The sequence below is a fragment of the Klebsiella sp. SYXHC3 genome, assembly GCF_057196925.1.
The window spans coordinates 194,794-220,158 of the sequence record NZ_JBXUNG010000003.1 but is presented as its reverse complement, the minus strand read 5'-3'; the positions used below and the strand labels follow the sequence as shown (position 1 = coordinate 220,158).

Sequence of the window (25,365 nt, the reverse complement as noted above, 5' to 3'; positions counted from 1 at the left end):
TCAGAATATTCTTAATTACCAACAATCTCCCGACAACCTTCTCGCTGCAGGCAGGCGTCAATCAGATAAACTTATGATATATAAGGCTGACCTTCCAGTTTCGCCAAACATAAAAGGAATCAGTATAATAGGTCCTGTTTTTTTAAGATAAATTAACCGTATTTATTGTAATTTTTCGTAATAGCACGGTGAAATGTTTTTGAGACTGGATTATAGTTAAATCACAGGATTACAATGTTTGAGCCTGGTCTTCATCCCACAACGGTGTTTGTTAGTCGTCGTTTAAACCACTTACAAGGGGATGTGTTATGGACGAGTACTCGCCAAAAAGACATGATATCGCGCAGCTAAGATTTCTCTGCGAAACGTTGTATCATGACTGCCTTGCAAACCTGGAAGAAAGCAACCGCGGCTGGGTTAACGATCCCACCTCGGCGGTGAATCTTCAATTAAATGAATTGATCGAGCACATAGCAACTTACGCGCTTAATTATAAAATTAAGTACGCTGAGGATAATAAGCTGATTTCTCAGCTTGACGAATACCTGGATGACACTTTTATGCTGTTCAGTAGCTATGGCATAAACACAAGCGATCTCCAAAAATGGCGCAAATCCGGCAATCGGTTATTCCGATGCTTTGTGAACGCCAGCCGGGAGAACCCGGCAAGTCTTTCTTGTTAGAATTATTACATTCAAAAGGTGAAATGATGTCTGGTAAACCATTAACTAAAACAGACTATTTGATGCGTTTACGCCGCTGTCAGACAATTGATACGCTGGAGCGCGTAATTGAAAAGAATAAATATGAACTTTCCGACAATGAATTGGCGGTATTTTACTCAGCAGCCGACCATCGTCTTGCTGAATTGACCATGAATAAGCTATACGACAAAATCCCAACTTCAGTATGGAAATTTATCCGCTAGTTCATTTTCTGTCATTAATACAACAGCACCTCAACAGGGATTACTCGGGATATTAAACGCCTGAGTCCCGTATTGCTGCATATGAAACCGGTTTCGCTTTATACTGTTTTTTCTTTAAACAGGAGAAGACCATGAGCGAAGAAAAAAGGAAAATGATCGCCGGCGAACCTTACCTTGCTGGAGACGCCACGCTAAAAGCAGACCGCCTGCATGCCCGGCAGGTGCTGCACCGCTACAACCACTCAGCACCGGATGAGCGCGAATCGCGCGCCGCTCTGCTGGCTGAACTAATTGGTAAGCCCACTGACGCGTATATCGAACCCACTTTCCGCTGCGATTACGGCTATAACATCAGCCTCGGCGCCAATTTTTACGCGAACTTTGACTGCGTGATGCTCGATGTTTGCCCGATCCGAATTGGCGATAACTGTATGCTGGCGCCGGGCGTTCATATCTATACCGCGACCCATCCGCTGGACCCAACGGAACGCAACAGCGGTATCGAGTATGGTAAACCGGTAACGATCGGCCACAACGTATGGATTGGCGGCCGGGCGGTCATCAACCCTGGAGTGACCATTGGCGACAATGCGGTTATTGCCTCCGGCGCAGTGGTGGTGAAAGACGTGCCGGCCAATGCGGTAGTTGGCGGTAATCCTGCCCAAATCATCAAGCTGCTATTAACCGAAAAATAGTAACTGTTATGCTTTTCTGTAACTGATCTGTTACTTTAACGCCGGTCTCCGGCAACATAAAATAACTGTCAGACTGAGCCGTAGAGCCTGAAATGCCGGGCTCTACGAAGAATTCGGGGACTAAAATGACAGAAATACAGCGCCTGCTAACCAATACCATCGAGGAACTGAACGAAAAAGAAAAGCGCGATAATCGCCCGCGTTTTAGTATCAGTTTTATTCGCAACCATCCATGGCTATTTGTCGCTATGTACGCCGCCTTTTTGGCCACTCTCATCGTCATGCTGCGCTCTGAGACGTTGGTGGATTCCGTGTGGCTGCTGATCGTTCTGTTTGTTCTGCTGAACGGCTTTTTCTTCTTTGACGTCTACCCGCGCTACCGTTATGAAGATATCGATGTGCTCGATTTTCGCGTCTGTTATAACGGTGAATGGTATAACACCCGTTTCGTCCCTGAACAGCTGATTGACGGCATTCTGCAATCGCCACAGGTCGCCCATGAGCAGAAAGCTCAACTGCAGAAAATGATCGCGACCAAAGGTGAACTCTCCTTCTACGATGTTTTCACCCTGACCCGCGTTGCTGCCTGATTAGCCTGTTCAACGTCCGCAGCGCCGGTACGAAATGCGCCGCGGACGTATTGCCATACCCCAGAACCAAACCGCTACGCGCCTTATGCGGGTTAAGATAAAAGCGGCTAAGCGCCGCTGGCGCCATTTGATACTGACGCGCCTGCTCGACAATTTGCACATCGTCAATGTCATCGACGGCAACCGTTAAATGCAGCCCGCCCTCTCCCCCCCAAATCTCATTCGCCAGCGTGAATTCGCTTGCCACAGCCTCGCGTAACTGCTGCTGACGCCGACGATATAATCGGCGCATTGAAGCCAGATGGCGCGCATAATGGCCCTCTTCGATGAACAGCGCCAGCGCACGCTGTTCCAGACGATGGCCGCCGCGCAGCAGCGCGCCGATCGCGCCCTGAGCCGCCTCGGCCAGCGCCGACGGCATCACCGCGAAGCCTATTCTTAATGAAGGAAATAGCGTTTTGCTGAAGGTACCAAGGTAAACCACCGGCGCCTGCGCCACCATGCCGAGCATCGCCTGAATCGGCTCGCCGCTGTAGCGAAACTCGCTATCATAGTCATCTTCCACAATCCACGCGTCATGCTGGCGGGCATATTCCAGCAATGCCAGACGACGTCCGGCGCTCATCACCGCCCCGCTCGGATATTGGTGCGAAGGCGAGGTAAAGATAAGCCGCGGCGCTACCTCGTTAACGGTATCAGGACACATGCCATCACCGTCAACAGGTATCCCCTTCAGCTGTAACCCGGCTTTAATAAACACGCTTTTCGCGCCGAAATAACCGGGCTCTTCAACCCAGGCAGTATCCCCCGCGACGCTCAGCAGATGCGAGCAAAGGTTAACGCCCTCCAGCGCGCCTTCAGTGATCACAATTTGCCGCGCCGTGCAGCGTATGCCCCGGGATAAAGTCAGATGACGGGCTATCGCCTCGCGCAGCGCCGTTTCACCGGCCGCCTCCCCGTATCCAAGGATCGTGCTGCCATCCTCGCGCAGTACCCGATCGAGCAAACGACGCCAGATAGCCAGCGGGAAGTAGTTCACCGCGGGCATTCCGGTAGTCAACAACAGTGCCGGGGAGTCCCGTCGACCCGGCAGCGGTAGCGTGCGCAAGCGCTCAGGCAAAACAAACGCTGGTGGCGCCGGCTCGCTTTCCGCCAGCGTATTGAGCGCTGCCACATACGTCCCCTGACGACTGCGGATCAGATATCCCTCTATCGCCAGCTGTTCCAGCGCGCTATTTACGGTATTGCGCGATACGCCAGCACGCTGCGCAATAACGCGCGCGCCCGGCAACCGGCTATGGCTGAGTAACTCGCCCTGTAAAATGGCCTCGCGCAGCGCCTGATAGAGTGCGCGCTGTAGCGTCGCGTCTCCCCGTTGCTGTATCCCGCGCGTCAGTAGGGCAAAAAAAGCATCGTCCGGAATATTCATCATGGCTCCTCGTGGCACCCTAAAAAGATACCTTTATGGCCCTTTTTATGGAACCAGCAGACGTTTAATCTCAGGACTCTTCCCGCAAACAGGACTTGACCGATGACGCAATACAACCAATTCAACCAACTCGTTGGCGACGCTTTACCTGACTGGCAGCCACGCCCCTGGCCGCAGCGCCAGACCTTGCAAGGACAGTTATGCCGCCTGGAACCGCTTGACGTCAAACACGCGCAAGCGCTGTTCAACGCCTATCGACAGGCGCCTGATACCCGCGCCTGGACCTGGCTTTTGCGTGAACCGGAAAACAGCGTTACCGAATTCAGCGCCTGGATTGCCAGCATCAGCGAGCTGAACGATCCGCTTCACTTCGCGGTAATTGATGAATGCAGTGGGCAGCCGGTCGGCTCGTTAGCGCTGATGCGTATTGACGGCAAAAACGGCGTCGTTGAAGTCGGCCATGTTCACTTTTCGCCGCTACTAAGCCGCAAAGCGATGGCCACCGAGGCACAGTGGCTGCTGATGCGTTATGTCTTTGAGTCGCTCGGCTACCGCCGCTATGAATGGAAATGCAATAGCCTGAATGAACCGTCGCGGCGCGCGGCGCTGCGCTTAGGTTTTCAGTTCGAAGGGCGCTTTCGACAAGCGCTGGTGATAAAAGGCCACAATCGCGATACCGACTGGTTTTCCATTATCGATAGCGAGTGGCCACAGATAGATAGCGCAATGCGCCAGTGGCTGGCCGCCGGTAATTTCGATGCCAACGGCCAGCAATACCGCACGCTGGAAAGCTTTCGCAAACCAACGAATTAACGCCGTTTTTTACGTCCCTGCACCGCCTTAAAGCGCGGGTTACTTTTGCAGATAACATACAGCCGCCCTTTGCGTTTCACTATCTGGCAATCCGGGTGGCGCTGTTTAGCGCTACGCAATGAGTTCAGTACCTGCATGTTTAGCTCCTTTTCGCATCAATAAAACCACCGAAGCGCTGGCGGAAACGAGCGGCGCTGCCTTCGGTAGCATGTGTTTTCTGCTTACCGGTGTAATACGGATGGGATTTAGACGAAACATCTAAGGTGACATACGGATAGGTTACGCCATCCAGTTCAATCTCACGCTCGGTTTTAATAGTGGATCCCACTTTGAAGTACTCGTTCACGCTCGTATCGTGAAAAACGACGGTACGGTAGTGCGGATGAATATTAGCTTTCATGGCAAACCTCAATTTGTACGTTATAACATAACAATTAAAGTACACCGTTGACCGCCAAAGATCAACCACAGGAAATTCACGGTTTCAGCGGGAACCACGCGGTGGCTCAGAGGGCGATCATTTGCCCCCTTCTCCCGAATCGCAATATTCGCGACCCGGGTCTTTTCTTCGCTTTCGCGTATACTCAGAGCAATTCCCCGTAAAATAAGGACATACCCATGACGACTCGCCATTTAATGAGTCTGGTTACAGGGGTGCTTATTCTCGCCATCGTGCTACCCATCGCCTTAAGTATCTGGCTGGCAATGCGCCAGGCGCAGGCGCAGTTTTATAGCGAGCTCGACCACTACTCAAAACGCATTGTCATGCGCGTAGAACAAGTCGCCGCTCAGGCCAAAGAAGCATTACAAGAAGCCGATGCGCACAGCGCCAGTGCCTGTTCACCAGAACATTTGCTGAATATGCGCCGTATTGCCTACACCCATCGCTATGTGCAGGAAGTACTCTGGTTGCGTAATTCGGTGCCGATGTGCTCATCGCTTGAGGATCACCAGGTCTCGGTGACGTTTCCGCAGCCCGACCACGTCACCGCCGACGGTTACAGCACCTGGCTTACCTCAATCAACGACCTCGGCCTGCAACATCGCATGACCGCCTTTGGCAACAAAAATCATATTGTGATGATCGACCCGGTGTCGTTTATTGATGTCATCGCCACCGGTCAGGAAAAGATCCACACGATATTATTCGGCACCGAGCACGATCAGGTGGTGATCAGTAGCCAGCCGATCGATCCCGCAGTTTGGACGCGAATTAAAAACCTCCATAGCGAGACGCTAACGCTGAATGACACCGTCTATCGCGTGCATATCATCCCTGAACTGGGTCTTGGCGTCGCCAGTTGGTCGTCCACGCAGCCACTGGATGCGCGCCTTCGCCAGCAGCTGCTGCTATGGCTGCCGATAGGGCTCTTTACCAGCCTGTTGACCTCTTTTTTACTTCTACGCCTGCTGCGCAGATTACGCTCGCCGCGTTATGGCATGCTGGATGCGCTACAGTCAGATGCCATTCAGGTTTACTATCAGCCGATCGTCTCGCTGGAGGATGGCAAAATCGCCGGCGCCGAAGCGCTGGCCCGCTGGCAGCAGCCGGATGGCACTTTTTTATCGCCGGATATTTTTATCCCGCTGGCCGAGCAAACCGGGCTGATCACCCGGTTGACCGAGGATATCGTGCGTAAAATCTTTGCCGACCTCGGCCCCTGGCTGCGCCATCATCCGCAGATGCACATCTCTATTAATCTGTCGGTGGATGACCTGCGCTCGCCTACGTTGCCAACACTACTCAAGGAACAACTGGCGCGCTGGGGAATCAATGCGGAACAGATCTCCCTTGAGCTTACCGAACGCGGCTTTGTCGATCCACAAACCACTCTGCCGGTGATTATTGGCTATCGCCAGGCGGGACACCGGATCTCGATCGATGATTTCGGCACCGGCTATTCCAGCCTCAGTTACCTGCAAACGCTGGATGTCGATACGCTGAAGATCGACAAGTCATTTGTCGATACCCTGGAATATAAGCCGCTGACGCCGCATATCATTGAGATGGCGAAGTCGCTGAATCTGGCGATTGTCGCCGAAGGGGTGGAAACGCCCGCTCAGCGCGACTGGCTGCGCGCGCATGGCGTCAATTACGCGCAAGGCTGGCTGTACTGTAAGGCGCTACCGAAAGAGGAATTTATTCAGTGGGCGGAACATAATATTAAAACGCATTAATACCATGTGCGGCGCGCTGGCAACCAGTCGCGCCGCCGGATTTACTCGTCAAGAATCGGCGCAAACCCGCCGAAGATCATGCGCTTGCCGTCAAATGGCAAGCTATCGCTAAGCGCTTTGATCCGCGGGTCGCTCATCATTTTCGCATTGGCCGCATCCCTGATCTCCTTAGACGGGTACTCGATCCAACTGAAAACCACTTCCTCATCCGCCTGCGCTTTAACCGACATGCGGAAATCCGTCAGCTTCCCTTCCGGGACATCATCCGACCAACACTCCACGACGCGCGTGGCGCCAAACTCTTTAAACAGCGGCGCCGATTTTGCTGCCAGTTCGCGGTATGCCTCCTTATTTTCCGCAGGGACGGCAACGACAAAACCATCAACATACTTCATGAGTGAGTCTCCGAAGTGAACAGCGCCGGCGGCATATCCGTCGGCGTCTGAGTGATAAGTTTAGTCGCTGCTATCGCGAACGGCGATTTCAGGACGCCAGCCCCCGGCTTTTCGCCGCCGTACTGACTGCTCGCGGTTGACGGAACCAGGGTAAAAATAACTGGATCAGCGGGCCAATAGCAAAGGCGTAAACCACGGTGCCAACCCCGACTTTGCCGCCCAGCAGCCAGCCAATCAGCAGTACCGAGACTTCGATAGCGGTACGGATACCACGCAAAGACCAGCCGGTTCGCGCATGCAATCCGGTCATCAAGCCATCACGCGGCCCGGGACCAAAACCGGCGCCGATATACATCCCGGTTGCTATCGCATTCATCACCACCGCGCCGGCGAGTAGCAGACTACGCGCGGGCAGCGATTCCAGCGGCGGAAGTACCGCGAGCGTGGCATCGGCCGCAAGGCCAAGCACGATGACATTGCTAATGGTGCCGAGACCCGGCATCTGACGCAGCGGGATCCACAGCAGCAGCACCGCGGCGCCGGTCGCAATAATCACCGTACCGAAACTGATATTAAGTTGTTTCGCCACCCCCAGATGAAACACATCCCACGGATCGGCCCCGAGGTTGGCATGGACGAATAACGCCGTCGACACGCCATAGAGCACCAGACCAATATAAAGTTGTAGCAAACGACGGACCATAAACACCTCAGTATGTATTGCGAATACCCCCATCATCAGTGAAAATGGATTGGTAATTAATGGCCAGTTTTTTAAAAGTGGATCGCTATGTCAGTACGTCGTTTTGGAACACAATCGCTGGTACGCCTGCTCGGCAACTGGCAATCCCCTTCCTCGCGCGCGCCGCTGTGGCGGCAGCTGGCAGAAGCGCTGCGTCTGTTGATCCTTGATGGACGGCTGGCGCTGGAGACCCGTCTGCCCGGCGAGCGGGAACTGGCGACGGCGCTAAATGTTAGCCGCACCACTATCGCCAGCGCGCTGGGGTTATTGCGAGAAGAAGGCTATCTGCAAAGTCGCCAGGGAAGTGGTTCACGCATTGCGCTACCTGCCGGCCCTCTGCGCCCCGGAGAGCAGACGCTTTCGGCACCATCGGTCAATCTCGCCACCGCCGCCCTCAGCGCCGGACCGGAGATTCATCAAGCCTACAGCCACGCGCTGACGCTGATGCCGCAGTATTTGTCCTATACCGGCTACGATCAGCAGGGGTTAGTCGATTTGCGCGCAATCATTGCCCGCCGCTATAGCGAACGCGGCCTGCCGACGCAGGCGGATGAAGTGATGATTGTGAATGGCGCGCTGAGCGGATTTGCCCTGGTACTGCGTCTGTTAACCGGGCCAGGCGATCGGGTGGTAGTTGACGCGCCCTCTTACCCGATGGCGATTAACGCTATTCGCGGCGCCTCCTGCCGACCGATAGGCGTCTCTTTACCGGAAAAGGGCTGGGACTGCGACGGCCTGGCGGCGACCATTGCCCAAACTTCGCCGCGGCTGGCCTTTATGATGCCGGATTTTCATAATCCCACCGGTCGCTGCATGGATAGCGAGACCCGGCAGCGCGTCGCCGATCTGGCCGCCAGCACGCGAACGACGCTGGTCGCCGACGAAACGATGGTCGATTTATGGTACAACGCCCCACCGCCTCCGCCGCTGGCGGCTTTCAACCCTGAAGCACCGATAATCACTATTGGTTCAGCGGGTAAAACGTTCTGGGGAGGACTGCGAATTGGCTGGATCCGCGCCCCGGCGCGGACGATTGCCTCGCTCATCCAGGCGCGGGATACACTCGATCTCGGTTCGCCGCTGCTGGAACAGCTGGCTTGTTGTTGGCTACTGGAGAACGAACAAACACTGTTGCCGCCGCGGCGGGCAATGCTGGCCGCGCGTCGTGATATGTGCGCTGCGTTGATGGCGGAATATTTTCCCCGCTGGCGCTTTTGCGTCCCCGAGGGCGGGCTATCGTTTTGGGTGGAGCTGCCGAAGATGTTGGCAACACAGTTTTCGGTGCGCGCTGAGAATGCCGGCATTCATATCGGTACCGGTACACGATTCGGTCTGGAAGGTGCCTTCGACCGTTATTTACGTTTGCCTTTCACCCTGCCGGATACGGAATTGCGCAACGCCTTCAGCATTTTACAACCGCTGTGGCAGACCCTTACGCAACAGAAAGAAATGGCGAGAACACGTAAAATAATATAATAAAATATCGACGGGCTGGGATCAGCCCGTCAAAAACCACCATCCATGATGAATATGAGATGTTTTATAAAATTGCAGTACCATCTTGCCCACGCCGTATGTCATTACGATGACAACCGCGTAGTCATTTCATTAATGCTGGCGCGGAATAGGAAAACCTTTTAGCGAAATAATAAAGCCATCGTCATCTTTTTTAATTTTTGCGCCGGTTTCACACCAGTCGGAAGCAATGCGAAAAAACTCATCACTACCGATATTCCAGTTCAGGCGCACGTGCTTAACGTACCCGGAACGCAGCAGGTCACAGGCTTCACTGTAACTGCTGGCTGTAGAGAATTGTTGTTTCATCTTTTCTTCTTCAGAAGTTTCCGTAATGCTTTGATTTCTTTAGGGGTTAACGGCGACGCTTCCTCTTCGGTATGCTGGTTATCAATATCCTCATGCGAAACCCCCGCCTCGTCTGCTGAATCAATGGCCGCAAGCGCCAATTGCAGCAGCTTCTCCGTAGCCGTGCCTAAATTCTCGTTATTCACTTCCGCATAATGACGCAGTTTATCTTTTAACTCTGCGTCAATTTTCACATTCAGAACTACTGTGGTCATGATCACGCTTCCCGTGCAATAAAATCATCATAATTAATACACGAAGTTAACATCTTGATCCAGAGATATTATTTATCCTTAATAATATCTGGTAATTCCATGAAATAATTTGCCCATTATATATGACATGAAAATGACATTAGTATGTCATTATTATTTCATATTTATGACAATACAAAATTAAGGTATAAAAAAGAGTCGTTTTAGTAACGTAAAACAATAAATAAAGTGAAGCTGCCTATAATAGTAGCAGAGAATAAAAGCACAAAAAATGAAGGGATTTTAAATCAGGACCGCCAGAAATGGGTGGGGGCCCTGCCAGCTACATCCCGGCACACACGTCGTCTGCTCTGGCTGCTTCCTTCCGGACCTGACCTGGTAAACAGAGTAGCGTTGCGGGAGAACCAACAGAGCCCCCATTGAGAGCGTTGATAACCAACGCGCTGGCGCATTATCCCTATAGCACTCCTGAATTGCAAGCCACTCGCGTCCAGCTGCTGGTTTATTATGCAAAACGTAGGTTTTCCCGGCAAATAGTGCCTTTGTCCGGCCGAACGTCCCGGCAATGAGAGAGATTGCGAGCCCCATCGCGGCACAGTTTACCGCTACCCGCCATACTTATTCGTCCTGTGTCTTTTCAACGTGTTGTCGCTACGGTAATCGCATGACTCAATCACCACGCTCCACCACTACCTTGCCCATGCCCGCCATTGATGGCGTAACCGTACCCTTTCACGGCATGAATTTTCTACGCCCCGAGCTGCTGCTGGATTTCGTCAGCGTCAGTCCCGCGCCGTTGTTATCGGTGACCCCCGTTGCCCTGCTCTTTTCCACGGTGGGCGTATTGCAACACGTCGAGCTGCGTAAGCTGCCCGTTGAGGTTAAAGGCCGGGTGGTTTATCCCATTTCATCGCTCAAATACCCGACGCTGCGCGGCAAACTGATTATCAATGCGCAATCGCAGCGGCTGAAGTTTCTTGAAAGCCTGATTGCCAACAGCCCGCATGACAATATTCATGGTATGCAGATCCTCGGGCTGGCGCTGGAATTCACCGTCCTTTGACGGCTGTACAGTATGGGGGCAAGCGCTTATTCTGAGCTTTTCTCGCGTGAAGGAGTGATGATGGAGGACGTCCACGACAGCTTTCCCCAGCGGGTCTGGCAGATAGTCGCCTCAATTCCGGAAGGGTATGTCACCACCTACGGCGATGTCGCTCTGTTGGCGGGCTCGCCGCGCGCGGCGCGTCAGGTGGGCGGCGTGTTAAAGCGCCTACCGGAAGGCTCAACCCTGCCATGGCACCGGGTGGTGAATCGCCACGGCGATATTTCGCTGACCGGCCCTGACCTACAGCGCCAGCGTCAGGCGCTGCTAGCGGAAGGCGTCCAGGTCTCCGGCAGCGGTCATATCGACCTGCAACACTATCGCTGGGTTTATTAAGGGCAAAAAAATGCCCCTGAACAGGGGCATGGAGACGTTTATTGCGCCATCGGCGCCATATCATTAGCCACCGGCACTGGCGCATGCTGCACCGGCACCAGCACCAGATCGGCGCGATTACCGCCCTGGGTTACCACGGTCTGCACGGTATCGGTGATAAACATCAACTGGCCATTTACGGTAATCGCCGAACTCAGCAGGATCCGCGCGTTCGGTTTGATATCCGCCTGGTTATAAGGCAGCACAAAGTTGAACGGCGCCTGCTTACCTTCAGTACGGACCGCTTTTTGCGACAATACACGCGCTGGCGCATCGGCAAGCGACGCATCGGACAACGTCACGGTCAGTACCGCATCCGGCGGTAACGCTACGCGTTGGCGAATATTGATAGTCCCGGAAACATTAGGCTGTTGCTGCGAGGAGCTCAGTGAGGCAATGCCGTAAGGATCGGGTGCCGTCGTCTGATGAGCGGCGTTGCTGTTCGGGTTATTCGCACAGGCGGATAAGGCCGCAGCAACGGCGATAGCACTTAACATATAGGCAAATTTCATTATGTTCTCCTTTTCATCCCTTTAGTCACAGGAGTACGTCCTGCCATCACGATGGCTAAGACATTAGTATCGTGAATAAGTGTGGCACAGATCTCAGAATAATTCCCGGAAAGGGGCATTTATTCAGATTATTACACCCATCGGACCACTTGAGATTCCAGGTTATACTTGCCCACAATACGCGCTGCGTCAGCGCCGCTATCATTAATTGAGGGTAACTATGAGTCAGGCTCTAACCAATCTGCTGGCATTATTAAATCTGGAAAAAATTGAAGAAGGGCTGTTTCGCGGGCAGAGCGAAGACCTCGGCTTACGTCAGGTCTTCGGCGGCCAGGTGGTCGGTCAGGCGCTGTATGCCGCCAAAGAAACCGTGCCTGAGGAACGCCTGATTCACTCCTTTCATAGTTACTTCCTGCGTCCCGGCGATAGCCAAAAACCCATCGTTTACGATGTTGAAGTGCTGCGCGACGGCAATAGCTTCAGCGCTCGCCGGGTGGCGGCTATCCAGCACGGTAAACCCATCTTTTACATGACCGCCTCGTTCCAGGCCCCGGAACCGGGCTACGAACATCAAAAAGCAATGCCGGCAGCCCCGTCACCGGAAGGCCTGCCCTCTGAAACCGATATCGCCCGTAAACTGGCGCATCTGCTGCCGCCGCAGGCGAAAGAGAAGTTCCTCAGCGATAAACCGCTGGAAATTCGCCCGGTGGAGTTCCATAACCCGCTGAAAGGCCACGTTGCCGAACCCACCCGCCAGGTGTGGATCCGCGCCAACGGCGTAGTGCCGGATGATATTCGCGTCCACCAGTCGCTGCTGGGCTACGCGTCTGATTTTAATTTCCTGCCGGTAGCGCTACAGCCGCACGGCGTCGGCTTCCTTGAGCCGGGTATGCAGGTTGCCACCATCGACCACTCAATGTGGTTCCACCGCCCGTTTAACATCAACGAATGGCTGCTATACAGCGTCGAAAGCACTTCCGCCTCCAGCGCCCGTGGTTTTGTTCGCGGCGAATTCTATACCCAGGACGGTATTCTGGTCGCCTCGACGGTGCAGGAAGGCGTCATGCGTAACCGCAATAACTAATTCGCGACGGGCCCGCAATGGGCCCGCTTGCCTTTAACGGCCAAGCAGTTCGCGCGCACCGGCAATAAAATCACCCAATAGCCCGTTGCGACTCTCCCGCCGCCAGCACAGCGTAAGCGTCGTCACGGCAAAGGTCTCTTCCAGCAGGCAATAGCTGACCTCCGACACCAGCATGGCGCTTTGCGTCTCGGGCACCAACGTCACGCCCATTCCCATCGATACCTGGCCTATCGCCGTGGAGACATCACGCGAGTACTGAATCTTACGGGGCGTAAAACCCGCCTGCCGACAGGCGCTGATGGCTGACCAACCCAGCCCGACGCCGCACGGATCTTGCTGAATAAAAAACGTCTCTTCCGCCAGCGCCGCGAGTGGAATAGCGCGCCGGCTGGCGAGCGGATGATGGCGAGGTACCACCGCCACCAGCGGCCGGGTCGCAATATCCAGCGACTCCAGTTCATCATATTGCGCGCCTGGTGAGCGGATAAACGCCAGGTCGACCGTTTCGCTTAATAGCCCGGTTATCAGGTCGTTAACGTTATGCTCTTCAATCAGCAGATCGGCTTCAGGTTTACGTTGACGATAATTTCCTATTAACACGCTCAACGCCGGGTCGAAAATAGCCGAGCCAACGTAGCCAATTTTCAACTGCCCTTTGCGCCCCTGCCGCAAACTGCGCGCATTCTCGCGAAATTTATCGCAGTGGCCGAGGATCATCCGCGCCTCGGCCAGCAAAAATTGCCCTTCGGCGGTCAGCGCGACGTTGCGTCGATCGCGGGTAAATAGCCGCAATTCCAGCGCGTTCTCAAAACTTTTAATCTGCTGCGTCAGCGCCGGTTGCGTGATATGCAGACGCTGCGCCGCCCGACCAAAGTGCAATTCTTCCGCCAGAACCGTAAATGCCTGTAGCTGTCGATAATCCATCACGCCCTCCCGAAAACACTGATAATAATCTCTTATTAAAATGAGGGGAAATGTGATTGGACTCTTATCGGTATCTGGTGAGAATGAATAGCCATTGCCAGAAACCTGAAGGAAGTACGATGTCTGAACAACTAATGAAAGTAACCGATCTGCGTTCTGCTTTGGCGGTATTAAGCCAGTACGATGATGAACTTATCTACACCGACGAACCCGTTGACCCCATCGCCGAGCTCTCCGGCGTGTACCGCTATGTCGGCGCCCACGGCACCGTTCAGCGCCCGACCCGCGTTGGCCCGGCGATGATCTTTAATAAGGTCAAAGGCTACGATGATGTCAGAGTGCTTATTGGCCTGCTGTGTTCACGCCAGCGCGTCGCCCGCCTGTTTGGCACCACGCCGGAAAACCTGGCGTTTATGCTCAAAGACTCCGTGGCGAATCCTATCGCGCCAATCACCATCCCGCGCGACCAGGCGGCCTGCCAGGAGGTGGTACATCTGGCAAGCGATCCTGATTTCGATATTCTCAAAATTTTGCCTGCGCCGACTAACACCCCGGAAGACGCAGGTCCCTACTTTACCCTCGGCATGTGCTATGCCGCGGATCCGGAAACCGGCGATCATGATGTCACCATCCACCGCCTGTGCGTACAGAGCAAAGACGAAATCTCGATGTATTTCGTACCGGGACGTCATCTCGATACTTTCCGGCAAAAAGCCGAGGCGGCCGGGAAAGCGTTGCCTATCTCGATTAGCATCGGCGTGGATCCGGCGATTGAAATTGGCGCCTGCTTTGAGCCGCCGACCACCCCTCTCGGGTTTGATGAACTCTCCATCGCCGGCGCTCTACGTAATCAGGCCGTCGAGCTCAGCGAATGCGTGAGCGTCAACGCCCGCGCCATCGCCAACGCCGAAATCGTTATTGAAGGTGAACTGCTGCCGGGCGTGCGGGTACGCGAAGATCAGAATACCAACAGCGGGAAAGCGATGCCGGAGTTCCCCGGCTACACCGGTAGCGCTCAGGCGGAAGTGCCGGTGATCAAAGTCAAAGCAATTACCCACCGCCGTCACCCGATTCTGCAAACCTGTATCGGGCCGAGCGATGAACATACCAATCTTGCCGGGATCCCGACCGAAGCCAGCATTCTGCAAATGGTAGAGCGCGCGCTTCCAGGCTTTGTGCAAAACGTCCACTGTCCTTCGCCAGGCACCGGTAAATATCTCGCCGTGCTGCAGGTGAAGAAACGCACCCACAGCGATGAGGGCCGTCAGCGTCAGGCCGCGCTACTGGCGTTTTCCGCCTTCTCGGAGCTAAAGCACGTAATGCTGGTCGATGAAGACGTCGACGTTTTCGACATCAACGACGTCATGTGGGCGATGACCACCCGCTATCAGGGCGATGTCAGCACCGTGTTTATTCCCGGCGTACGTTGCCATCCGCTGGATCCATCATCCGACCCGGCCTTCAGCCCATCGATTCGCGATAGCGGTATTGCCTGCAAAACCATTTTCGACTGCACCGTCCCGTGGAATATGAAAGCCCACTTCCAGCGCAGCCAGTTTATGGAAGTGGATGTTGACCGCTTTATCCCTGGCTTCAGTAAGAAATAAATTCCACGCAAAGAAAAAGCCTCCCATGCGGGAGGCTTTGACGCTTATGGAGATTGCACAATATATCAGGCGTTGTAGGCGTTTTCGCCGTGGCTGTTGACGTCCAGCCCTTCGCGCTCCTGCTCTTCCGGAACCCGCAGGCCGACGGTCATCGCCGCCACTTTGAAGCCGATCCAGGCGACGACGGCGGACCAGACCACGGTAATGCCGATACTTTCCAGCTGTACCAGCAGCTGATGCCCCATCGTGACGCCTTCCGCATAGCCGACGCCGCCAAGGGTAGTGGAAGCGAAGATGCCAGTCAGGATACAACCGATGATGCCGCACACGCCATGAACGCCAAACACATCGCATGGGTCATCGACGCGCAGCCAGCGCTTCAGCACCGTGACGCCCCACAGCCCGGCCAGGCCGGCGATGATACCGATAATCAGCGAGCCGCCAACGCCAACATAACCGCACGCCGGAGTAATGCCGACCAGACCGGCAATCGCGCCGGAGCAGGCGCCCAGCAGCGAGGGTTTGCCGCGGGTGGCCCATTCGCCGAAGGTCCAGGCCAGAATCGCGCCAGCGGTCGCCACGACGGTATTTACGAAGGCCAGGGCGGCAATTTCGTTGGCCGCGCTTGCGGAACCGGCGTTAAAGCCGAACCAGCCGACATACAGAATCGCCGTACCGGTGAAGACCATCGGCAGGTTATGCGGTTTAAACGCTTCTTTGCCAAAGCCCACGCGTTTGCCCATCATATACGCGCCCACCAGCCCCGCTACCGCAGCGTTGATGTGTACGACGGTACCGCCGGCGAAGTCCAGCGCACCATGGGTCGCCAGCAGGCCGCCGCCCCACACCATATGCGCAATCGGCACGTAGGAGAGCGTGAGCCAAACCACCACAAAAATCAGTACCGCGGAGAAACGAATACGTTCCGCCAGCGCACCGACGATCAGGCCCACGGTGATACAGGCGAAAGAGCCCTGGAAAGCGACGTGGATATATTGATAGAACGAGCCCATCAACGCTTTCAGTTCAATATTCTTCAGCATCACCCAGTCGAAGCTGCCGAAGAAGCTACCGCCGCTACCGAAGGCAAGCGTATAGCCATAGATAACCCACAGCACGCAAACCAGGCCAAAAGTCACAATGACCTGAGTCAGCATTGAGAGCACGTTTTTACCGCGAATCAGGCCGCCGTAGAACAACGCAATGCCGGGGATTGTCATAAACAGCACCAGCGCGGTGCAAATCATCATAAAGGCGTTGTCGGCTTTATCCGCCACCGCCGGTTCGGCCGCCAGCGCCAGTCCCGGAAGCAGCGCCAGCGCTCCCAGAGCCGTTTTCATCGTCGTTCTCATCATCTCTTCATCCCCATCGCTGTGTGGTCAGGCAATTACAGTGCCGCTTCGTCGGATTCGCCGGTACGAATACGAATCACGCGCTGCAGTTCGGCGACAAAAATTTTGCCGTCGCCAATTTTTCCGGTCCAGGCGGCCTTGCCTATCACCTCGACAACCTCATCCAGCTGATCGTCGGCAATCGCAATATCAATTTTTACTTTTGGCAGGAAATTGACGCTGTATTCGGCGCCGCGATAGAGCTCGGCATGGCCTTTCTGGCGGCCGAAGCCTTTCACTTCCGTGACCGTCAGGCCCTGAATGCCGATGGAGGACAACGCTTCGCGAACGTCTTCCAGTTTGAATGGTTTGATTACCACGGTAACCAGCTTCATAAATCCCCTCCAGTCAGTATTTGATAGTGGCCGCAGCTAACACAGGAGATAAAGCAAGGGATATGCCAAAAATGAAAACGGGCCGTGAATCGGCCCGTTTATGGAGAAAAAAACGCGAGGATGTTACTGGCGAGACGGCAAATGACCGCTAATGCGCAAAAATGCACCAATACGGTGCGCCCTTAGTGAGCAAGTTGCACCACTTCACGTCACCCCTGCACCAATGCCTGCTGATGGTGCATCAGGCGCTCAGCGACTCCTCCTCAACGCTGGCGGCTAGCTCTTCGCCAGCCAGCTGTAGCTGGTACATCTGCCAGTAACGGCCCTTCGCCGCCAGCAATTGCTGATGGTTCCCGCGCTCGACGGCCTGGCCACGGTGCAGCACCAGGATCGTATCCGCTTCGACGATGGTCGACAGACGGTGGGCGATAACTACCAGCGTGGTGTGCTCGCGCACTTTCGCCAGCGCCTGCTGGATAGCCTGCTCGGTACCGGAATCGATGTTAGCTGTCGCTTCATCGAGGATCAGCACCTGCGGCGTCTCGACCAGCACACGGGCCAGCGCCAACAGCTGTTTCTGCCCCACCGACAGGTTGTTGCCCTGCTCGCCCAGTTGGGTATAAATCCCGTCGCTCATTTCACGGGCAAGGTCAGCGAGCTGCACCGCCTCCAGCGCTTCCCAGACCTGCTGCTCGCTGATATCGCGGCCCAGCGTCACGTTGGCATAGAAGGTATCGGCTAATACCACCGGATCCTGTTGCACCATCGCGACGCCCCGACGTAAAGCGCTGTGGCTTAACGACGACAGCGGGCGGCCATCAAGACGAATTTCGCCTTTGGTCAACGGGTAGTAGCCCATCATCAGGCTGGCCAGCGTGCTCTTGCCGCTACCGGTATGGCCAACCAGCGCCACAAAACCGCGCGAAGGAATATCCAGATTGATATCCTGCAGCACCAGCCGATCGTCGCGATAGGCAAAAGAGACGTTATCAATCGCCACCGCACCGCTGCGTAACGGCGCGCTATCGTTACCCCAGCTCTGGCGTGGACGGTCCATCAGCTCAAACACGCGTTCGCCCGCCACCACCGCTTGCTGCAGCATCGACTGCTGGGTGGTAAGTTCGATCAGCGGTTCGTTAAGCCGCCCGAGATAGCTAATAAAGGCATATAACACCCCGACTTCGATACTTCCGGAAGCGCTAAAACCAAACAGCATCAGCAGGCCGCAGAGGATCAGCGATGAAAACAGGCTTAACAGCGGTCGCAGCAGGAAACCATCCAGACGCAGCGTCTGCATGCGCGCCAGATAGTGTCCGTAACTGGCTTCACGCATTCGCTCGCCGAATCGCGCCTGCTGGCGGAATTGCTGAATAACGCCCATGCCGTTGATCACTTCGTTGAAGCCATCATTGATATCGGCAAGCCAGGCGCGCATGCGACGCACGATCGGCGTGCTGTAACGCTGATAGATAGCCATCACGATCAGCACCGCCGGGAAGATAGCCACCGCCACCAGCGCCATTCGCCAGTCGAGACTGAACATCGCCACCAGCATCGCGCCTATCAGCGCCGCGCTGCGCAGCACCGTCGCCACGACTGTCACGTACAGGTCACGAATCACTTCGGTATCGTTGGTAACGCGTGATATCAACTGGCCGACAGGTTGCGTATCAAACTCGCTTAACGGCTGACGCAGCGCGGCGTCCATCACATCGCTGCGCAACTGCTGCACCACGCCGACCGCCGCCCGGTTAAACAGCAGCGCCTGGTTATAGTGCAGCGTAGCGGCAAGGATCTGCAGGAAGATATAGGCCGCCGCCAGGCCGCAGACCAGCTTCACCGGTAGCGACTGTTTCGCCACCATGTTATCAATGAAATAGCTTATCAGCAGCGGGCCGCTGACTTCCGCCGCCGCTGCTATCCACATCATGATAACGGCAATGATAAGCGGCTTACGCCACGGCGAACCGTAGGCCAGCAGACGTTTCAGGATCGGCCAGAGATCGGCGAAATTACGCATCTGTCGCCTCCTCATCCTGCGGCGCATCGTCGAGCGCTGCTTCCAGTTGCTGATAGCGGTACATGTCGCGATACCATCCCGACTGGGCGGCAAGCTGCTCATGGCGTCCGCGCTGGGCAATATGGCCGTGTTGCAGAACCAAAATTTCACTGGCTTCGGTTAATGCTGAGAGGCGGTGGGCGCTGATAATCACCGTCCGCCCTTCCCCCCACTGTCGCAGGTTATGCAAAATATCATGCTCCGTCCGCCCATCAACCGCCGACAGCGCGTCATCAAGGATCAGGATTTCCGCCTCCAGCAGCAGCGCTCGGGCAATAGAAATACGTTGTTTCTGACCGCCTGAGAGCATGACGCCGCGCTCGCCGACTTCCGTTTCATAGCCCTGCGGCAGGCGCAGAATATCATCATGAACGCTGGCCAGCCGCGCGACATGTTCGATTTGTTCCCGGGTCGCATCCGGTTTACCCAAGGCAATGTTATTGGCCACGGTATCGGAGAACAGGAATGGTGTTTGATTGACCACCGCCAGCCGCCCGCGCCAGCTATCAAGCTGCAGGCGAGACAGCGGAATATCATGGAAACGGATATCCCCCTCGGTAACATCAAAATGGCGCTGAATAAGGGAAAGTATGGTGCTTTTCCCGGCTCCCGTCGGGCCGCAGATACCGAGCATTTGCCCCGGCTGCAGGGTGAAGTTAACCTTCTCCAGCGACGGTTTCGCCGCCTGCGGATAGATAAATTCGCGCACCGCCACGTTAAGTGCCCCGCGCCCCTCCGGCACCGTTTCGCTACCATCGTTGACCACCGGCGCTTCTTCCAGCATCGAACGAATACGTCCATAGGCGGCGCTACCGCGCTCAACGATGTTAAACATCCACGCCAGCGCCAGCATTGGCCAAATCATCAGGCCGAGATACATGACAAAACTGGTTAACTGACCAAGGGTCAGCTCGCCCTGCAACACCAGCCAGCTGCCGCCGCCGATTGCCAGCAGGTTGGCCGCGCCAATGGCAATATAGATTGTCGGGTCGAAGCGGGCATCGATACGCGCGACCCGCATGTTCTTCGCCCCGGTATCCGCCGCATCGGCGGCAAACTGCGCCGACTGGCGATCCTCAAGGCCGAACGCTTTAATCATCCGTATGCTGGTCAGGCTTTCCTGTGTGCGATCGTTGAGGCTGGAAAAAGCCGCCTGCGCCACGCGGAAACGCTCATGCAGGGCATCGCCATTACGCTTGATCGCCAGCGCCATAAACGGCATCGGCACCAGCGCCAGCAGCGTTAACTGCCAGCTGATTTGCGTCGACATCACAATCAGTACCGCACAGCCCATCACCAATGAATCCACCAGCGTCAGGACACCCTCGCCGGCGGCGAAGACGACGCGGTCAACATCGTTGGTCGCGCGGGCAATAAGATCGCCGGTACGGTGACGCAGATAGAAGGCCGGATGCTGGCGGCTGAGCTGACGGTAGAAGTCTTCACGCAGTTCAACGGCCAGTTGATAAGAGGCGCCGAAGAGCAGCACGCGCCAGACATAGCGCAGCAGATAAATCATCACCGCGATAACCACCAGCGCGCCGATCCACATCCACACCTGCTCTGCGGTGTAATGTTCTTTAGTCACGCCATCGACCACAATCCCCACTACTTTCGGCGGGATTAGCTGGAGTACGGCAATAACGGCAAGCAGAGCGACGGCGCCGAGATAGCGGCGCCACTCCCGGCGAAAGTACCAGCTAAGTTGAGCAAATAATCGCAAACGGTAAAATCCTGAATGTATAATTCGTGGCGGCAAAAAGCCGTTAATCAATAGGTAAGGCCGTGGTGTATTTTATCTGTTCCATGGCAAAACTCGAAGTGACATCCGACAGCCCCGGCACGCTGTTCACCAGACGTTTATAAAAGTCGTCATAGCGCTTCATATCCGCGACCTGCACCCGTAGCAGGTAATCGTACTCGCCGGCCATACGCCAGAAACCCAGCACTTCCGCCATTTGCGACACTTCGCTAACAAAGCGGCAGTACCAGTCGCTGCTGTGATGCTGGGTTTTTATCAAAACGAAGGCGGTTAGACCGAGCCCCAGCTTTTCCGCATCCAGAATGGCCACGCGCTCGCGCAGGATACCTTCGTCCTCAAGGCGCTTGAGCCGTTTCCAGCAGGGCGTGGTGGTCAGATTAACGGCATCCGCCAGCGCCTGCAAAGAGAGGGTGCAGTCAGTTTGCAGCAATGAGAGCAGCTTACGGTCAATTTTATCTAGCATAAGGCCACCAGAGAGAATAATTTACTCCCGTAATTGTAATTGAAAGGCCAAATAGCAACAATTTTTCCCGCACAATCCGCTAAGCTGGGCACAAAATGACAAACAGGAATCCGAGATGAACAGCGCCTGGGTAAAACATGCCATTAGTGAAATTAACGCCGACTATCAGCGTTCCGCCGATACACACCTGATCCGCCTGGCGTTGCCTGGTTTTCCGGGGATCCCTATTTATCTGAAAGATGAGAGTACGCATCCAACCGGTAGCCTCAAGCACCGACTGGCGCGCTCGCTGTTTCTCTATGGTCTGTGCAACGGATGGATCAAAGAAGGCACCACGATTATCGAATCGTCTTCGGGTTCGACGGCGGTCTCAGAAGCCTATTTTGCTCGCCTGCTGGGCCTGCCGTTTATTGCCGTGATGCCCTCCTGTACGGCGAAACGTAAAATCGAACAGATTGAATTTTATGGCGGACGCTGTCATTTCGTCGACAACGCCTGCGAAATCTATGCTGCTTCCGAAATGCTGGCGCGCGAGTTGAATGGCCACTATATGGATCAGTTCACCTTCGCCGAGCGCGCCACCGACTGGCGCGGCAATAACAATATCGCCGACAGCATTTTCCGCCAGATGACCCATGAGCCGTATCCGCAGCCGTCGTGGATCGTCATGAGCGCCGGTACCGGCGGTACTTCTGCAACCATCGGCCGCTATATTCGCTGCCAGGGTTACGAGACGCAACTGATGGTCGTCGACCCGCAGAATTCGGTGTTCCTCGATTACTGGCAAAGCCGCGACGCCAGCCTGCGCAGCCCGGTCGGCAGCAAGATCGAAGGGATTGGCCGTCCGCGCGTCGAGCCATCGTTTATTCCTGACGTCGTCGATGAGATGCTGCGCGTTCCGGATGCCGCCAGCGTCGCTACCGCCCTGTGGCTGGAAAAGCAGCTTGGAAGAAAAGTCGGCGCCTCCACCGGTACCAATATGTGGGGCGTGCTGCAACTGGCCACGCGCATGCGCGATAAAGGACGCCAGGGTTCCATCGTCACCCTGTTGTGCGACAGCGGCGAACGTTATCTCGAAAGCTATTACAACCCGCAGTGGGTCGCGGCGAATATCGGCGATATTAGCCCGTGGCAGACGCAGATTATGCAACTAAGCGGCGCACAATAAAAAAAGCCGGATAGAACGCTATCCGGCTTGCTGGTAGGGTCTCTCTATTCGGGGGAATAAGGAAGATCAGGATTATCCAGCCAATGTGTTAAAAAATGGGAAACAGCCTGATGACGGCAGTCTCCGATGATCGGTAGATGCGGCAGTTCAGCTTTGAGCTGCGGCATCGCGTTGCCCATAATGAACCCTCGCCCTACGCTACCGAGCATCTCGCGATCGTTCATTGCATCACCAAAGGCCATGCAGTCCTGCAAAGTGAAACCTAAGTGCTGGCTCAGCACCGCCAGCGCTGCCCCTTTATTACAGCCGACCGGCAGCACCTCCAGGCAATCCATCGCCGAGAAACAAAGAAACGCGCGATCGCCTAGCGCGTCATTTAGCTGGATCCGCAGGCGGCGCAGATCGTCATGATCGCCGCAGAAACAGATCTTGGTGACGTGGTGCGCCGGCATCCGTTTCGGATCGCTCAGTTGATAATGAAAGCCGCTGAAGGCGTGAGCCCGGAGCAGTTCCGGCCTTGCCTGGCCGGTAAACCAGCCGTCATCATTGAAAACGTGCATACTCGCCTGAGTATCCCACACGCTGTGCAGCACCTCTTCCGCCACTTCCGGATTCAGATCCTGGCGATACAGCTCTTCACCTTCCAGTGAATGGATGCGCGTGCCGTTACCGGTAATCAGAAAAGCATCAAGGGAAAACTCGCCGATCACATGGTGCATTTCCAGAGCATGGCGACCGGTGGCAAAGGTCAGGGCGATATCGCGTTCACGCAGCCGTCTCAGCGCCGTCAGAGTCTGTTCTCCGAGACGATGGTCCGGCATCAGCAGGGTGCCGTCCATATCAAATGCCGCTAATTTTGCCATGGTATTTTCCCCGATGTGTGATGGGTTTCGCTTGTGTTGCAGTATCGCTTGAGATATACGGAAGTAATAGTGAATAGATATTTTTTATTGTTCCGGGTTTTCGGCAAATGAGATTATTAAATCGTTTAAATCAGTATCAGCGCCTTTGGCAGCCGTCGTCCGGCGCTCCGCAGCAGGTGACCGTTGGCGAGCTGGCTGAACGCTGCTTTTGTAGCGAGCGACATATCCGTACGCTGTTGCGCCAGGCTCAGGAGGCCGGCTGGTTAAGCTGGCAGGCCAGCTCCGGGCGCGGCAAGCGCGGAATGCTCTGTTTTTACAAAACCCCGGAAAGTTTGCGTAACGAGATGATGGAACAGGCGCTGAATAAGGGTCAGCAACAAAACGCGCTGGAGCTGGCGCAGCTGGCGCCGGTTGAGCTGAAAGCGTTGTTGCACCCCTTCCTCGGCGGCCAGTGGCAAAACAATACCCCGACGCTGCGTATACCTTACTACCGTCCACTGGAACCGCTGCGCCCCGGTTTTCTTCCCGGTCGTGCGGAACAACATTTGGCCGGGCAGATCTATTCCGGCCTGACGCGTTTCGACGATAGCGACAATACGCCGGTGGGCGATCTGGCACACCACTGGCAGGTATCACCCGATGGGCTGCGCTGGCACTTTTATATCCGCTCTACCCTGTGTTGGCATAACGGCGATACCGTGAAAACCTCACAGCTGCAGCAAAGACTACTGTTGCTCCTGGAACTCCCGGCACTACGCACCCTCTTTGCCAGCATCAGCCGTATCGATGTCACCCACGCCCAATGTTTGACGATTACGCTGCATCGCCCGGACTACTGGCTACCGTTCCGTTTAGCCAGCTATTGCAGCGTGCTGGCGCATCCTGACGATCCGGCGCTCGGTAGCGGTCCGTTCCGAATAAAGCTTTTTGGCCCGGATCTGGTTCGGCTGGAGAACCATCCCCGCTACCATTTACAGCATCCGCTGATCCAGGCGGTAGAATATTGGATCACGCCGCAGCTATTCGAAAGCGATCTCGGCACCAGCTGTCGCCATCCGGTACAGATCACCATCGGCGATCCCGAAGAGCTCAATAATTTGCGCCAGGTGAGCAACAGCATCAGCCTCGGCTTCTGCTATTTGACCCTGCGTCAGAGTCCACGTCTCAGTAAAGCGCAGGCCCAGCGGATAATTTCGATTATCCACCGCTCGTCGTTGCTGGAAACGCTACCGCTGGATGAAGATCTGATTACGCCGAGCCATGAAGTGCTACCGGGCTGGTCCATTCCCCAGGGCCCGGAAAACCATGAGGTGCCGTTGCCGCCCCAACTCACCCTGCTCTATCATTTGCCGGTCGAATTACACACAATGGCTGAGCAACTGAAACTACGCCTCGCCACTCTCGGCTGCGAACTGACGCTCATTTTTCACGACGCTAAAAATTGGGACGGCTGCCGGTATCTGGCGCAGGCCGATATGATGATGGGCGACCGCCTGATTGGCGAAGCGCCGGAATATACCCTTGAGCAGTGGCTGCGCTGCGATACGCTATGGCCCCATTTGCTGACCGGGGCGCAATATGCGCACCTGCAGGCAACGTTAGATGCCGTGCAGGCGCAGCCCGAAGCGCGTAGCCGCAACGATGCCCTGCGCAACGTCTTCAATACGCTGATGGATGACGCCATCATGACGCCGTTATTCAAATACAATTACCGCATCAGCGCGCCGCCGGGGGTTAATGGCCTGCGCCTTAATGCCAGAGGGTGGTTCGACTTTGCCAGCGCCTGGCTACCAGCATCATCGGCGTGAGAGAGCTGGTCGCCGCGAGCGTCTGACGGTACCATAACGCTTTCACTTATTTAGTCAGGAATTG

Annotated in this window: 28 protein-coding genes and 1 other RNA gene; 13 read left to right on the top strand and 16 right to left on the bottom strand. The window is 55.4% G+C overall.

The features are described 5' to 3' along the window. The first annotated feature begins 308 nt into the window (after positions 1-308). The 4 genes from tomB (at position 309) to AC2CGP_RS10580 (ending at position 2,213) form a co-directional block, all read left to right on the top strand. Positions 309-683: an Hha toxicity modulator TomB gene (tomB, locus tag AC2CGP_RS10595; protein ID WP_015367917.1), complete on the top strand. Its 375-nt coding sequence runs from the start codon at positions 309-311 to the stop codon at positions 681-683. 26 nt (positions 684-709) lie between these two features. Continuing rightward, positions 710-928, top strand: coding sequence for an HHA domain-containing protein (locus AC2CGP_RS10590; RefSeq protein WP_015367918.1), 219 nt, complete (start codon positions 710-712; stop codon positions 926-928). A 131-nt stretch (positions 929-1,059) separates the two neighbouring features. Continuing rightward, positions 1,060-1,623, top strand: a complete 564-nt coding sequence (gene maa / locus AC2CGP_RS10585; RefSeq protein WP_045361854.1) for a maltose O-acetyltransferase — start codon at positions 1,060-1,062, stop codon at positions 1,621-1,623. 125 nt (positions 1,624-1,748) lie between these two features. Continuing rightward, the gene (locus AC2CGP_RS10580) at positions 1,749-2,213 is read left to right on the top strand and encodes a YlaC family protein (RefSeq protein ID WP_015367920.1); all 465 of its coding nucleotides are present in this window, start codon (positions 1,749-1,751) and stop codon (positions 2,211-2,213) included. On the opposite strand, the gene pdxR is transcribed toward AC2CGP_RS10580, so the two are convergent. Then, the gene (pdxR, locus tag AC2CGP_RS10575) at positions 2,188-3,642 is read right to left on the bottom strand and encodes a MocR-like pyridoxine biosynthesis transcription factor PdxR (RefSeq protein ID WP_484502344.1); all 1,455 of its coding nucleotides are present in this window, start codon (positions 3,640-3,642) and stop codon (positions 2,188-2,190) included. The genes AC2CGP_RS10580 and pdxR overlap by 26 nt on opposite strands. 102 nt (positions 3,643-3,744) lie before the next feature. Between pdxR and AC2CGP_RS10570 the strand changes: the two genes are divergently transcribed. Continuing rightward, positions 3,745-4,455, top strand: a complete 711-nt coding sequence (locus AC2CGP_RS10570) for a GNAT family N-acetyltransferase (protein WP_045361849.1) — start codon at positions 3,745-3,747, stop codon at positions 4,453-4,455. On the opposite strand, the gene ykgO is transcribed toward AC2CGP_RS10570, so the two are convergent. Together ykgO and AC2CGP_RS10560 are read right to left on the bottom strand one after the other, a co-directional pair. Next, on the bottom strand, positions 4,452-4,592 hold the full coding sequence (ykgO, locus tag AC2CGP_RS10565) for a type B 50S ribosomal protein L36 (protein WP_003859006.1): 141 nt from the start codon (positions 4,590-4,592) through the stop codon (positions 4,452-4,454). The genes AC2CGP_RS10570 and ykgO overlap by 4 nt on opposite strands. A gap of 2 nt (positions 4,593-4,594) precedes the next feature. Further along, the gene (locus tag AC2CGP_RS10560) at positions 4,595-4,855 is read right to left on the bottom strand and encodes a type B 50S ribosomal protein L31 (protein WP_015367923.1); all 261 of its coding nucleotides are present in this window, start codon (positions 4,853-4,855) and stop codon (positions 4,595-4,597) included. Between the two features lie 218 nt (positions 4,856-5,073). Here AC2CGP_RS10560 and AC2CGP_RS10555 point away from each other — a divergent pair, with 218 nt between their 5' ends. Beyond that, positions 5,074-6,633 carry an EAL domain-containing protein gene (locus tag AC2CGP_RS10555; RefSeq protein ID WP_015367924.1) on the top strand — a complete coding sequence of 520 codons (1,560 nt, stop codon included), beginning with the start codon at positions 5,074-5,076 and terminating at the stop codon, positions 6,631-6,633. 41 nt (positions 6,634-6,674) lie between these two features. Here AC2CGP_RS10555 and AC2CGP_RS10550 read toward each other — a convergent pair whose 3' ends face one another. Continuing rightward, a complete protein-coding gene (locus tag AC2CGP_RS10550) occupies positions 6,675-7,028 on the bottom strand; it encodes a DUF1428 domain-containing protein (protein ID WP_015367925.1) in 354 nt (117 codons plus the stop codon). 88 nt (positions 7,029-7,116) lie between these two features. Next, positions 7,117-7,731, bottom strand: coding sequence for a membrane protein YczE (gene yczE / locus AC2CGP_RS10545; RefSeq protein ID WP_015367926.1), 615 nt, complete (start codon positions 7,729-7,731; stop codon positions 7,117-7,119). An 87-nt stretch (positions 7,732-7,818) separates the two neighbouring features. Between yczE and yczR the strand changes: the two genes are divergently transcribed. Continuing rightward, positions 7,819-9,246, top strand: a complete 1,428-nt coding sequence (yczR, locus tag AC2CGP_RS10540) for a MocR-like transcription factor YczR (RefSeq protein ID WP_045361847.1) — start codon at positions 7,819-7,821, stop codon at positions 9,244-9,246. Between the two features lie 132 nt (positions 9,247-9,378). Here the strand turns inward: yczR and AC2CGP_RS10535 are convergent, their stop codons facing one another. The 3 genes from AC2CGP_RS10535 to ffs all read right to left on the bottom strand — a co-directional run bounded on the left by AC2CGP_RS10535 (position 9,379) and on the right by ffs (position 10,258). Beyond that, positions 9,379-9,594, bottom strand: coding sequence for a hypothetical protein (locus AC2CGP_RS10535; protein WP_015367928.1), 216 nt, complete (start codon positions 9,592-9,594; stop codon positions 9,379-9,381). Beyond that, positions 9,591-9,848, bottom strand: a complete 258-nt coding sequence (locus AC2CGP_RS10530; RefSeq protein ID WP_015367929.1) for a hypothetical protein — start codon at positions 9,846-9,848, stop codon at positions 9,591-9,593. The genes AC2CGP_RS10535 and AC2CGP_RS10530 overlap by 4 nt, the downstream gene beginning before the upstream one ends. Before the next feature lie 313 nt (positions 9,849-10,161). Beyond that, positions 10,162-10,258, bottom strand: an RNA gene (ffs, locus tag AC2CGP_RS10525) — signal recognition particle sRNA small type. Positions 10,259-10,512: 254 nt separating this feature from the next. Between ffs and AC2CGP_RS10520 the strand changes: the two genes are divergently transcribed. Both AC2CGP_RS10520 and AC2CGP_RS10515 read left to right on the top strand, forming a co-directional pair. Further along, complete coding sequence (locus AC2CGP_RS10520) at positions 10,513-10,911, top strand: hypothetical protein (RefSeq protein ID WP_032707556.1); 399 nt, start codon at positions 10,513-10,515, stop codon at positions 10,909-10,911. A gap of 60 nt (positions 10,912-10,971) precedes the next feature. Further along, entirely contained in the window at positions 10,972-11,286 is a 315-nt protein-coding gene (locus tag AC2CGP_RS10515) for an MGMT family protein (protein ID WP_015704603.1), read from the top strand. A 38-nt stretch (positions 11,287-11,324) separates the two neighbouring features. Here the strand turns inward: AC2CGP_RS10515 and AC2CGP_RS10510 are convergent, their stop codons facing one another. Further along, positions 11,325-11,837, bottom strand: a complete 513-nt coding sequence (locus tag AC2CGP_RS10510; protein WP_015367932.1) for a YbaY family lipoprotein — start codon at positions 11,835-11,837, stop codon at positions 11,325-11,327. Positions 11,838-12,057: 220 nt separating this feature from the next. On the opposite strand from AC2CGP_RS10510, the gene tesB reads away from it, so the two are divergent. Next, the gene (tesB, locus tag AC2CGP_RS10505) at positions 12,058-12,921 is read left to right on the top strand and encodes an acyl-CoA thioesterase II (RefSeq protein WP_015367933.1); all 864 of its coding nucleotides are present in this window, start codon (positions 12,058-12,060) and stop codon (positions 12,919-12,921) included. 33 nt (positions 12,922-12,954) lie between these two features. On the opposite strand, the gene AC2CGP_RS10500 is transcribed toward tesB, so the two are convergent. Beyond that, positions 12,955-13,845 (bottom strand): LysR substrate-binding domain-containing protein, encoded by an 891-nt coding sequence (locus AC2CGP_RS10500; protein WP_015704602.1) that lies wholly within the window; start codon positions 13,843-13,845, stop codon positions 12,955-12,957. Between the two features lie 119 nt (positions 13,846-13,964). Here AC2CGP_RS10500 and AC2CGP_RS10495 point away from each other — a divergent pair, with 119 nt between their 5' ends. Then, complete coding sequence (locus AC2CGP_RS10495; protein ID WP_475702383.1) at positions 13,965-15,452, top strand: UbiD family decarboxylase domain-containing protein; 1,488 nt, start codon at positions 13,965-13,967, stop codon at positions 15,450-15,452. 65 nt (positions 15,453-15,517) lie between these two features. On the opposite strand, the gene amtB is transcribed toward AC2CGP_RS10495, so the two are convergent. The 5 genes from amtB to AC2CGP_RS10470 form a co-directional block, all read right to left on the bottom strand. Then, positions 15,518-16,807: an ammonium transporter AmtB gene (gene amtB, locus AC2CGP_RS10490; RefSeq protein WP_020079462.1), complete on the bottom strand. Its 1,290-nt coding sequence runs from the start codon at positions 16,805-16,807 to the stop codon at positions 15,518-15,520. Between the two features lie 32 nt (positions 16,808-16,839). Next, complete coding sequence (glnK, locus tag AC2CGP_RS10485; protein ID WP_015367937.1) at positions 16,840-17,178, bottom strand: P-II family nitrogen regulator; 339 nt, start codon at positions 17,176-17,178, stop codon at positions 16,840-16,842. Positions 17,179-17,419: 241 nt separating this feature from the next. Next, positions 17,420-19,198 (bottom strand): SmdB family multidrug efflux ABC transporter permease/ATP-binding protein, encoded by a 1,779-nt coding sequence (locus AC2CGP_RS10480; RefSeq protein WP_205460413.1) that lies wholly within the window; start codon positions 19,196-19,198, stop codon positions 17,420-17,422. Beyond that, complete coding sequence (locus AC2CGP_RS10475; protein WP_047064182.1) at positions 19,191-20,960, bottom strand: SmdA family multidrug ABC transporter permease/ATP-binding protein; 1,770 nt, start codon at positions 20,958-20,960, stop codon at positions 19,191-19,193. The genes AC2CGP_RS10480 and AC2CGP_RS10475 overlap by 8 nt, the downstream gene beginning before the upstream one ends. A gap of 43 nt (positions 20,961-21,003) precedes the next feature. Beyond that, positions 21,004-21,462 carry an Lrp/AsnC family transcriptional regulator gene (locus AC2CGP_RS10470; protein WP_015367940.1) on the bottom strand — a complete coding sequence of 153 codons (459 nt, stop codon included), beginning with the start codon at positions 21,460-21,462 and terminating at the stop codon, positions 21,004-21,006. A gap of 115 nt (positions 21,463-21,577) precedes the next feature. On the opposite strand from AC2CGP_RS10470, the gene AC2CGP_RS10465 reads away from it, so the two are divergent. Beyond that, positions 21,578-22,630 (top strand): PLP-dependent cysteine synthase family protein, encoded by a 1,053-nt coding sequence (locus tag AC2CGP_RS10465; protein ID WP_020079465.1) that lies wholly within the window; start codon positions 21,578-21,580, stop codon positions 22,628-22,630. Positions 22,631-22,674: 44 nt separating this feature from the next. Here the strand turns inward: AC2CGP_RS10465 and cof are convergent, their stop codons facing one another. Next, positions 22,675-23,493 carry an HMP-PP phosphatase gene (cof, locus tag AC2CGP_RS10460; RefSeq protein WP_046883691.1) on the bottom strand — a complete coding sequence of 273 codons (819 nt, stop codon included), beginning with the start codon at positions 23,491-23,493 and terminating at the stop codon, positions 22,675-22,677. A 107-nt stretch (positions 23,494-23,600) separates the two neighbouring features. Here cof and AC2CGP_RS10455 point away from each other — a divergent pair, with 107 nt between their 5' ends. Beyond that, positions 23,601-25,301, top strand: coding sequence for an SgrR family transcriptional regulator (locus tag AC2CGP_RS10455; RefSeq protein WP_048230666.1), 1,701 nt, complete (start codon positions 23,601-23,603; stop codon positions 25,299-25,301). Positions 25,302-25,365: the final 64 nt, after the last annotated feature.

Coding starts and splice junctions, on each gene's coding strand:
- tomB (WP_015367917.1), top strand. CDS start 309: ATGGACGAGTACTCGCCAAAAAGACATGATATCGCGCAGCTAAGATTT.
- AC2CGP_RS10590 (WP_015367918.1), top strand. CDS start 710: ATGTCTGGTAAACCATTAACTAAAACAGACTATTTGATGCGTTTACGC.
- maa (WP_045361854.1), top strand. CDS start 1,060: ATGAGCGAAGAAAAAAGGAAAATGATCGCCGGCGAACCTTACCTTGCT.
- AC2CGP_RS10580 (WP_015367920.1), top strand. CDS start 1,749: ATGACAGAAATACAGCGCCTGCTAACCAATACCATCGAGGAACTGAAC.
- pdxR (WP_484502344.1), bottom strand. CDS start 3,642: ATGAATATTCCGGACGATGCTTTTTTTGCCCTACTGACGCGCGGGATA.
- AC2CGP_RS10570 (WP_045361849.1), top strand. CDS start 3,745: ATGACGCAATACAACCAATTCAACCAACTCGTTGGCGACGCTTTACCT.
- ykgO (WP_003859006.1), bottom strand. CDS start 4,592: ATGCAGGTACTGAACTCATTGCGTAGCGCTAAACAGCGCCACCCGGAT.
- AC2CGP_RS10560 (WP_015367923.1), bottom strand. CDS start 4,855: ATGAAAGCTAATATTCATCCGCACTACCGTACCGTCGTTTTTCACGAT.
- AC2CGP_RS10555 (WP_015367924.1), top strand. CDS start 5,074: ATGACGACTCGCCATTTAATGAGTCTGGTTACAGGGGTGCTTATTCTC.
- AC2CGP_RS10550 (WP_015367925.1), bottom strand. CDS start 7,028: ATGAAGTATGTTGATGGTTTTGTCGTTGCCGTCCCTGCGGAAAATAAG.
- yczE (WP_015367926.1), bottom strand. CDS start 7,731: ATGGTCCGTCGTTTGCTACAACTTTATATTGGTCTGGTGCTCTATGGC.
- yczR (WP_045361847.1), top strand. CDS start 7,819: ATGTCAGTACGTCGTTTTGGAACACAATCGCTGGTACGCCTGCTCGGC.
- AC2CGP_RS10535 (WP_015367928.1), bottom strand. CDS start 9,594: ATGAAACAACAATTCTCTACAGCCAGCAGTTACAGTGAAGCCTGTGAC.
- AC2CGP_RS10530 (WP_015367929.1), bottom strand. CDS start 9,848: ATGACCACAGTAGTTCTGAATGTGAAAATTGACGCAGAGTTAAAAGAT.
- AC2CGP_RS10520 (WP_032707556.1), top strand. CDS start 10,513: ATGACTCAATCACCACGCTCCACCACTACCTTGCCCATGCCCGCCATT.
- AC2CGP_RS10515 (WP_015704603.1), top strand. CDS start 10,972: ATGGAGGACGTCCACGACAGCTTTCCCCAGCGGGTCTGGCAGATAGTC.
- AC2CGP_RS10510 (WP_015367932.1), bottom strand. CDS start 11,837: ATGAAATTTGCCTATATGTTAAGTGCTATCGCCGTTGCTGCGGCCTTA.
- tesB (WP_015367933.1), top strand. CDS start 12,058: ATGAGTCAGGCTCTAACCAATCTGCTGGCATTATTAAATCTGGAAAAA.
- AC2CGP_RS10500 (WP_015704602.1), bottom strand. CDS start 13,845: ATGGATTATCGACAGCTACAGGCATTTACGGTTCTGGCGGAAGAATTG.
- AC2CGP_RS10495 (WP_475702383.1), top strand. CDS start 13,965: ATGTCTGAACAACTAATGAAAGTAACCGATCTGCGTTCTGCTTTGGCG.
- amtB (WP_020079462.1), bottom strand. CDS start 16,807: ATGATGAGAACGACGATGAAAACGGCTCTGGGAGCGCTGGCGCTGCTT.
- glnK (WP_015367937.1), bottom strand. CDS start 17,178: ATGAAGCTGGTTACCGTGGTAATCAAACCATTCAAACTGGAAGACGTT.
- AC2CGP_RS10480 (WP_205460413.1), bottom strand. CDS start 19,198: ATGCGTAATTTCGCCGATCTCTGGCCGATCCTGAAACGTCTGCTGGCC.
- AC2CGP_RS10470 (WP_015367940.1), bottom strand. CDS start 21,462: ATGCTAGATAAAATTGACCGTAAGCTGCTCTCATTGCTGCAAACTGAC.
- AC2CGP_RS10465 (WP_020079465.1), top strand. CDS start 21,578: ATGAACAGCGCCTGGGTAAAACATGCCATTAGTGAAATTAACGCCGAC.
- cof (WP_046883691.1), bottom strand. CDS start 23,493: ATGGCAAAATTAGCGGCATTTGATATGGACGGCACCCTGCTGATGCCG.
- AC2CGP_RS10455 (WP_048230666.1), top strand. CDS start 23,601: ATGAGATTATTAAATCGTTTAAATCAGTATCAGCGCCTTTGGCAGCCG.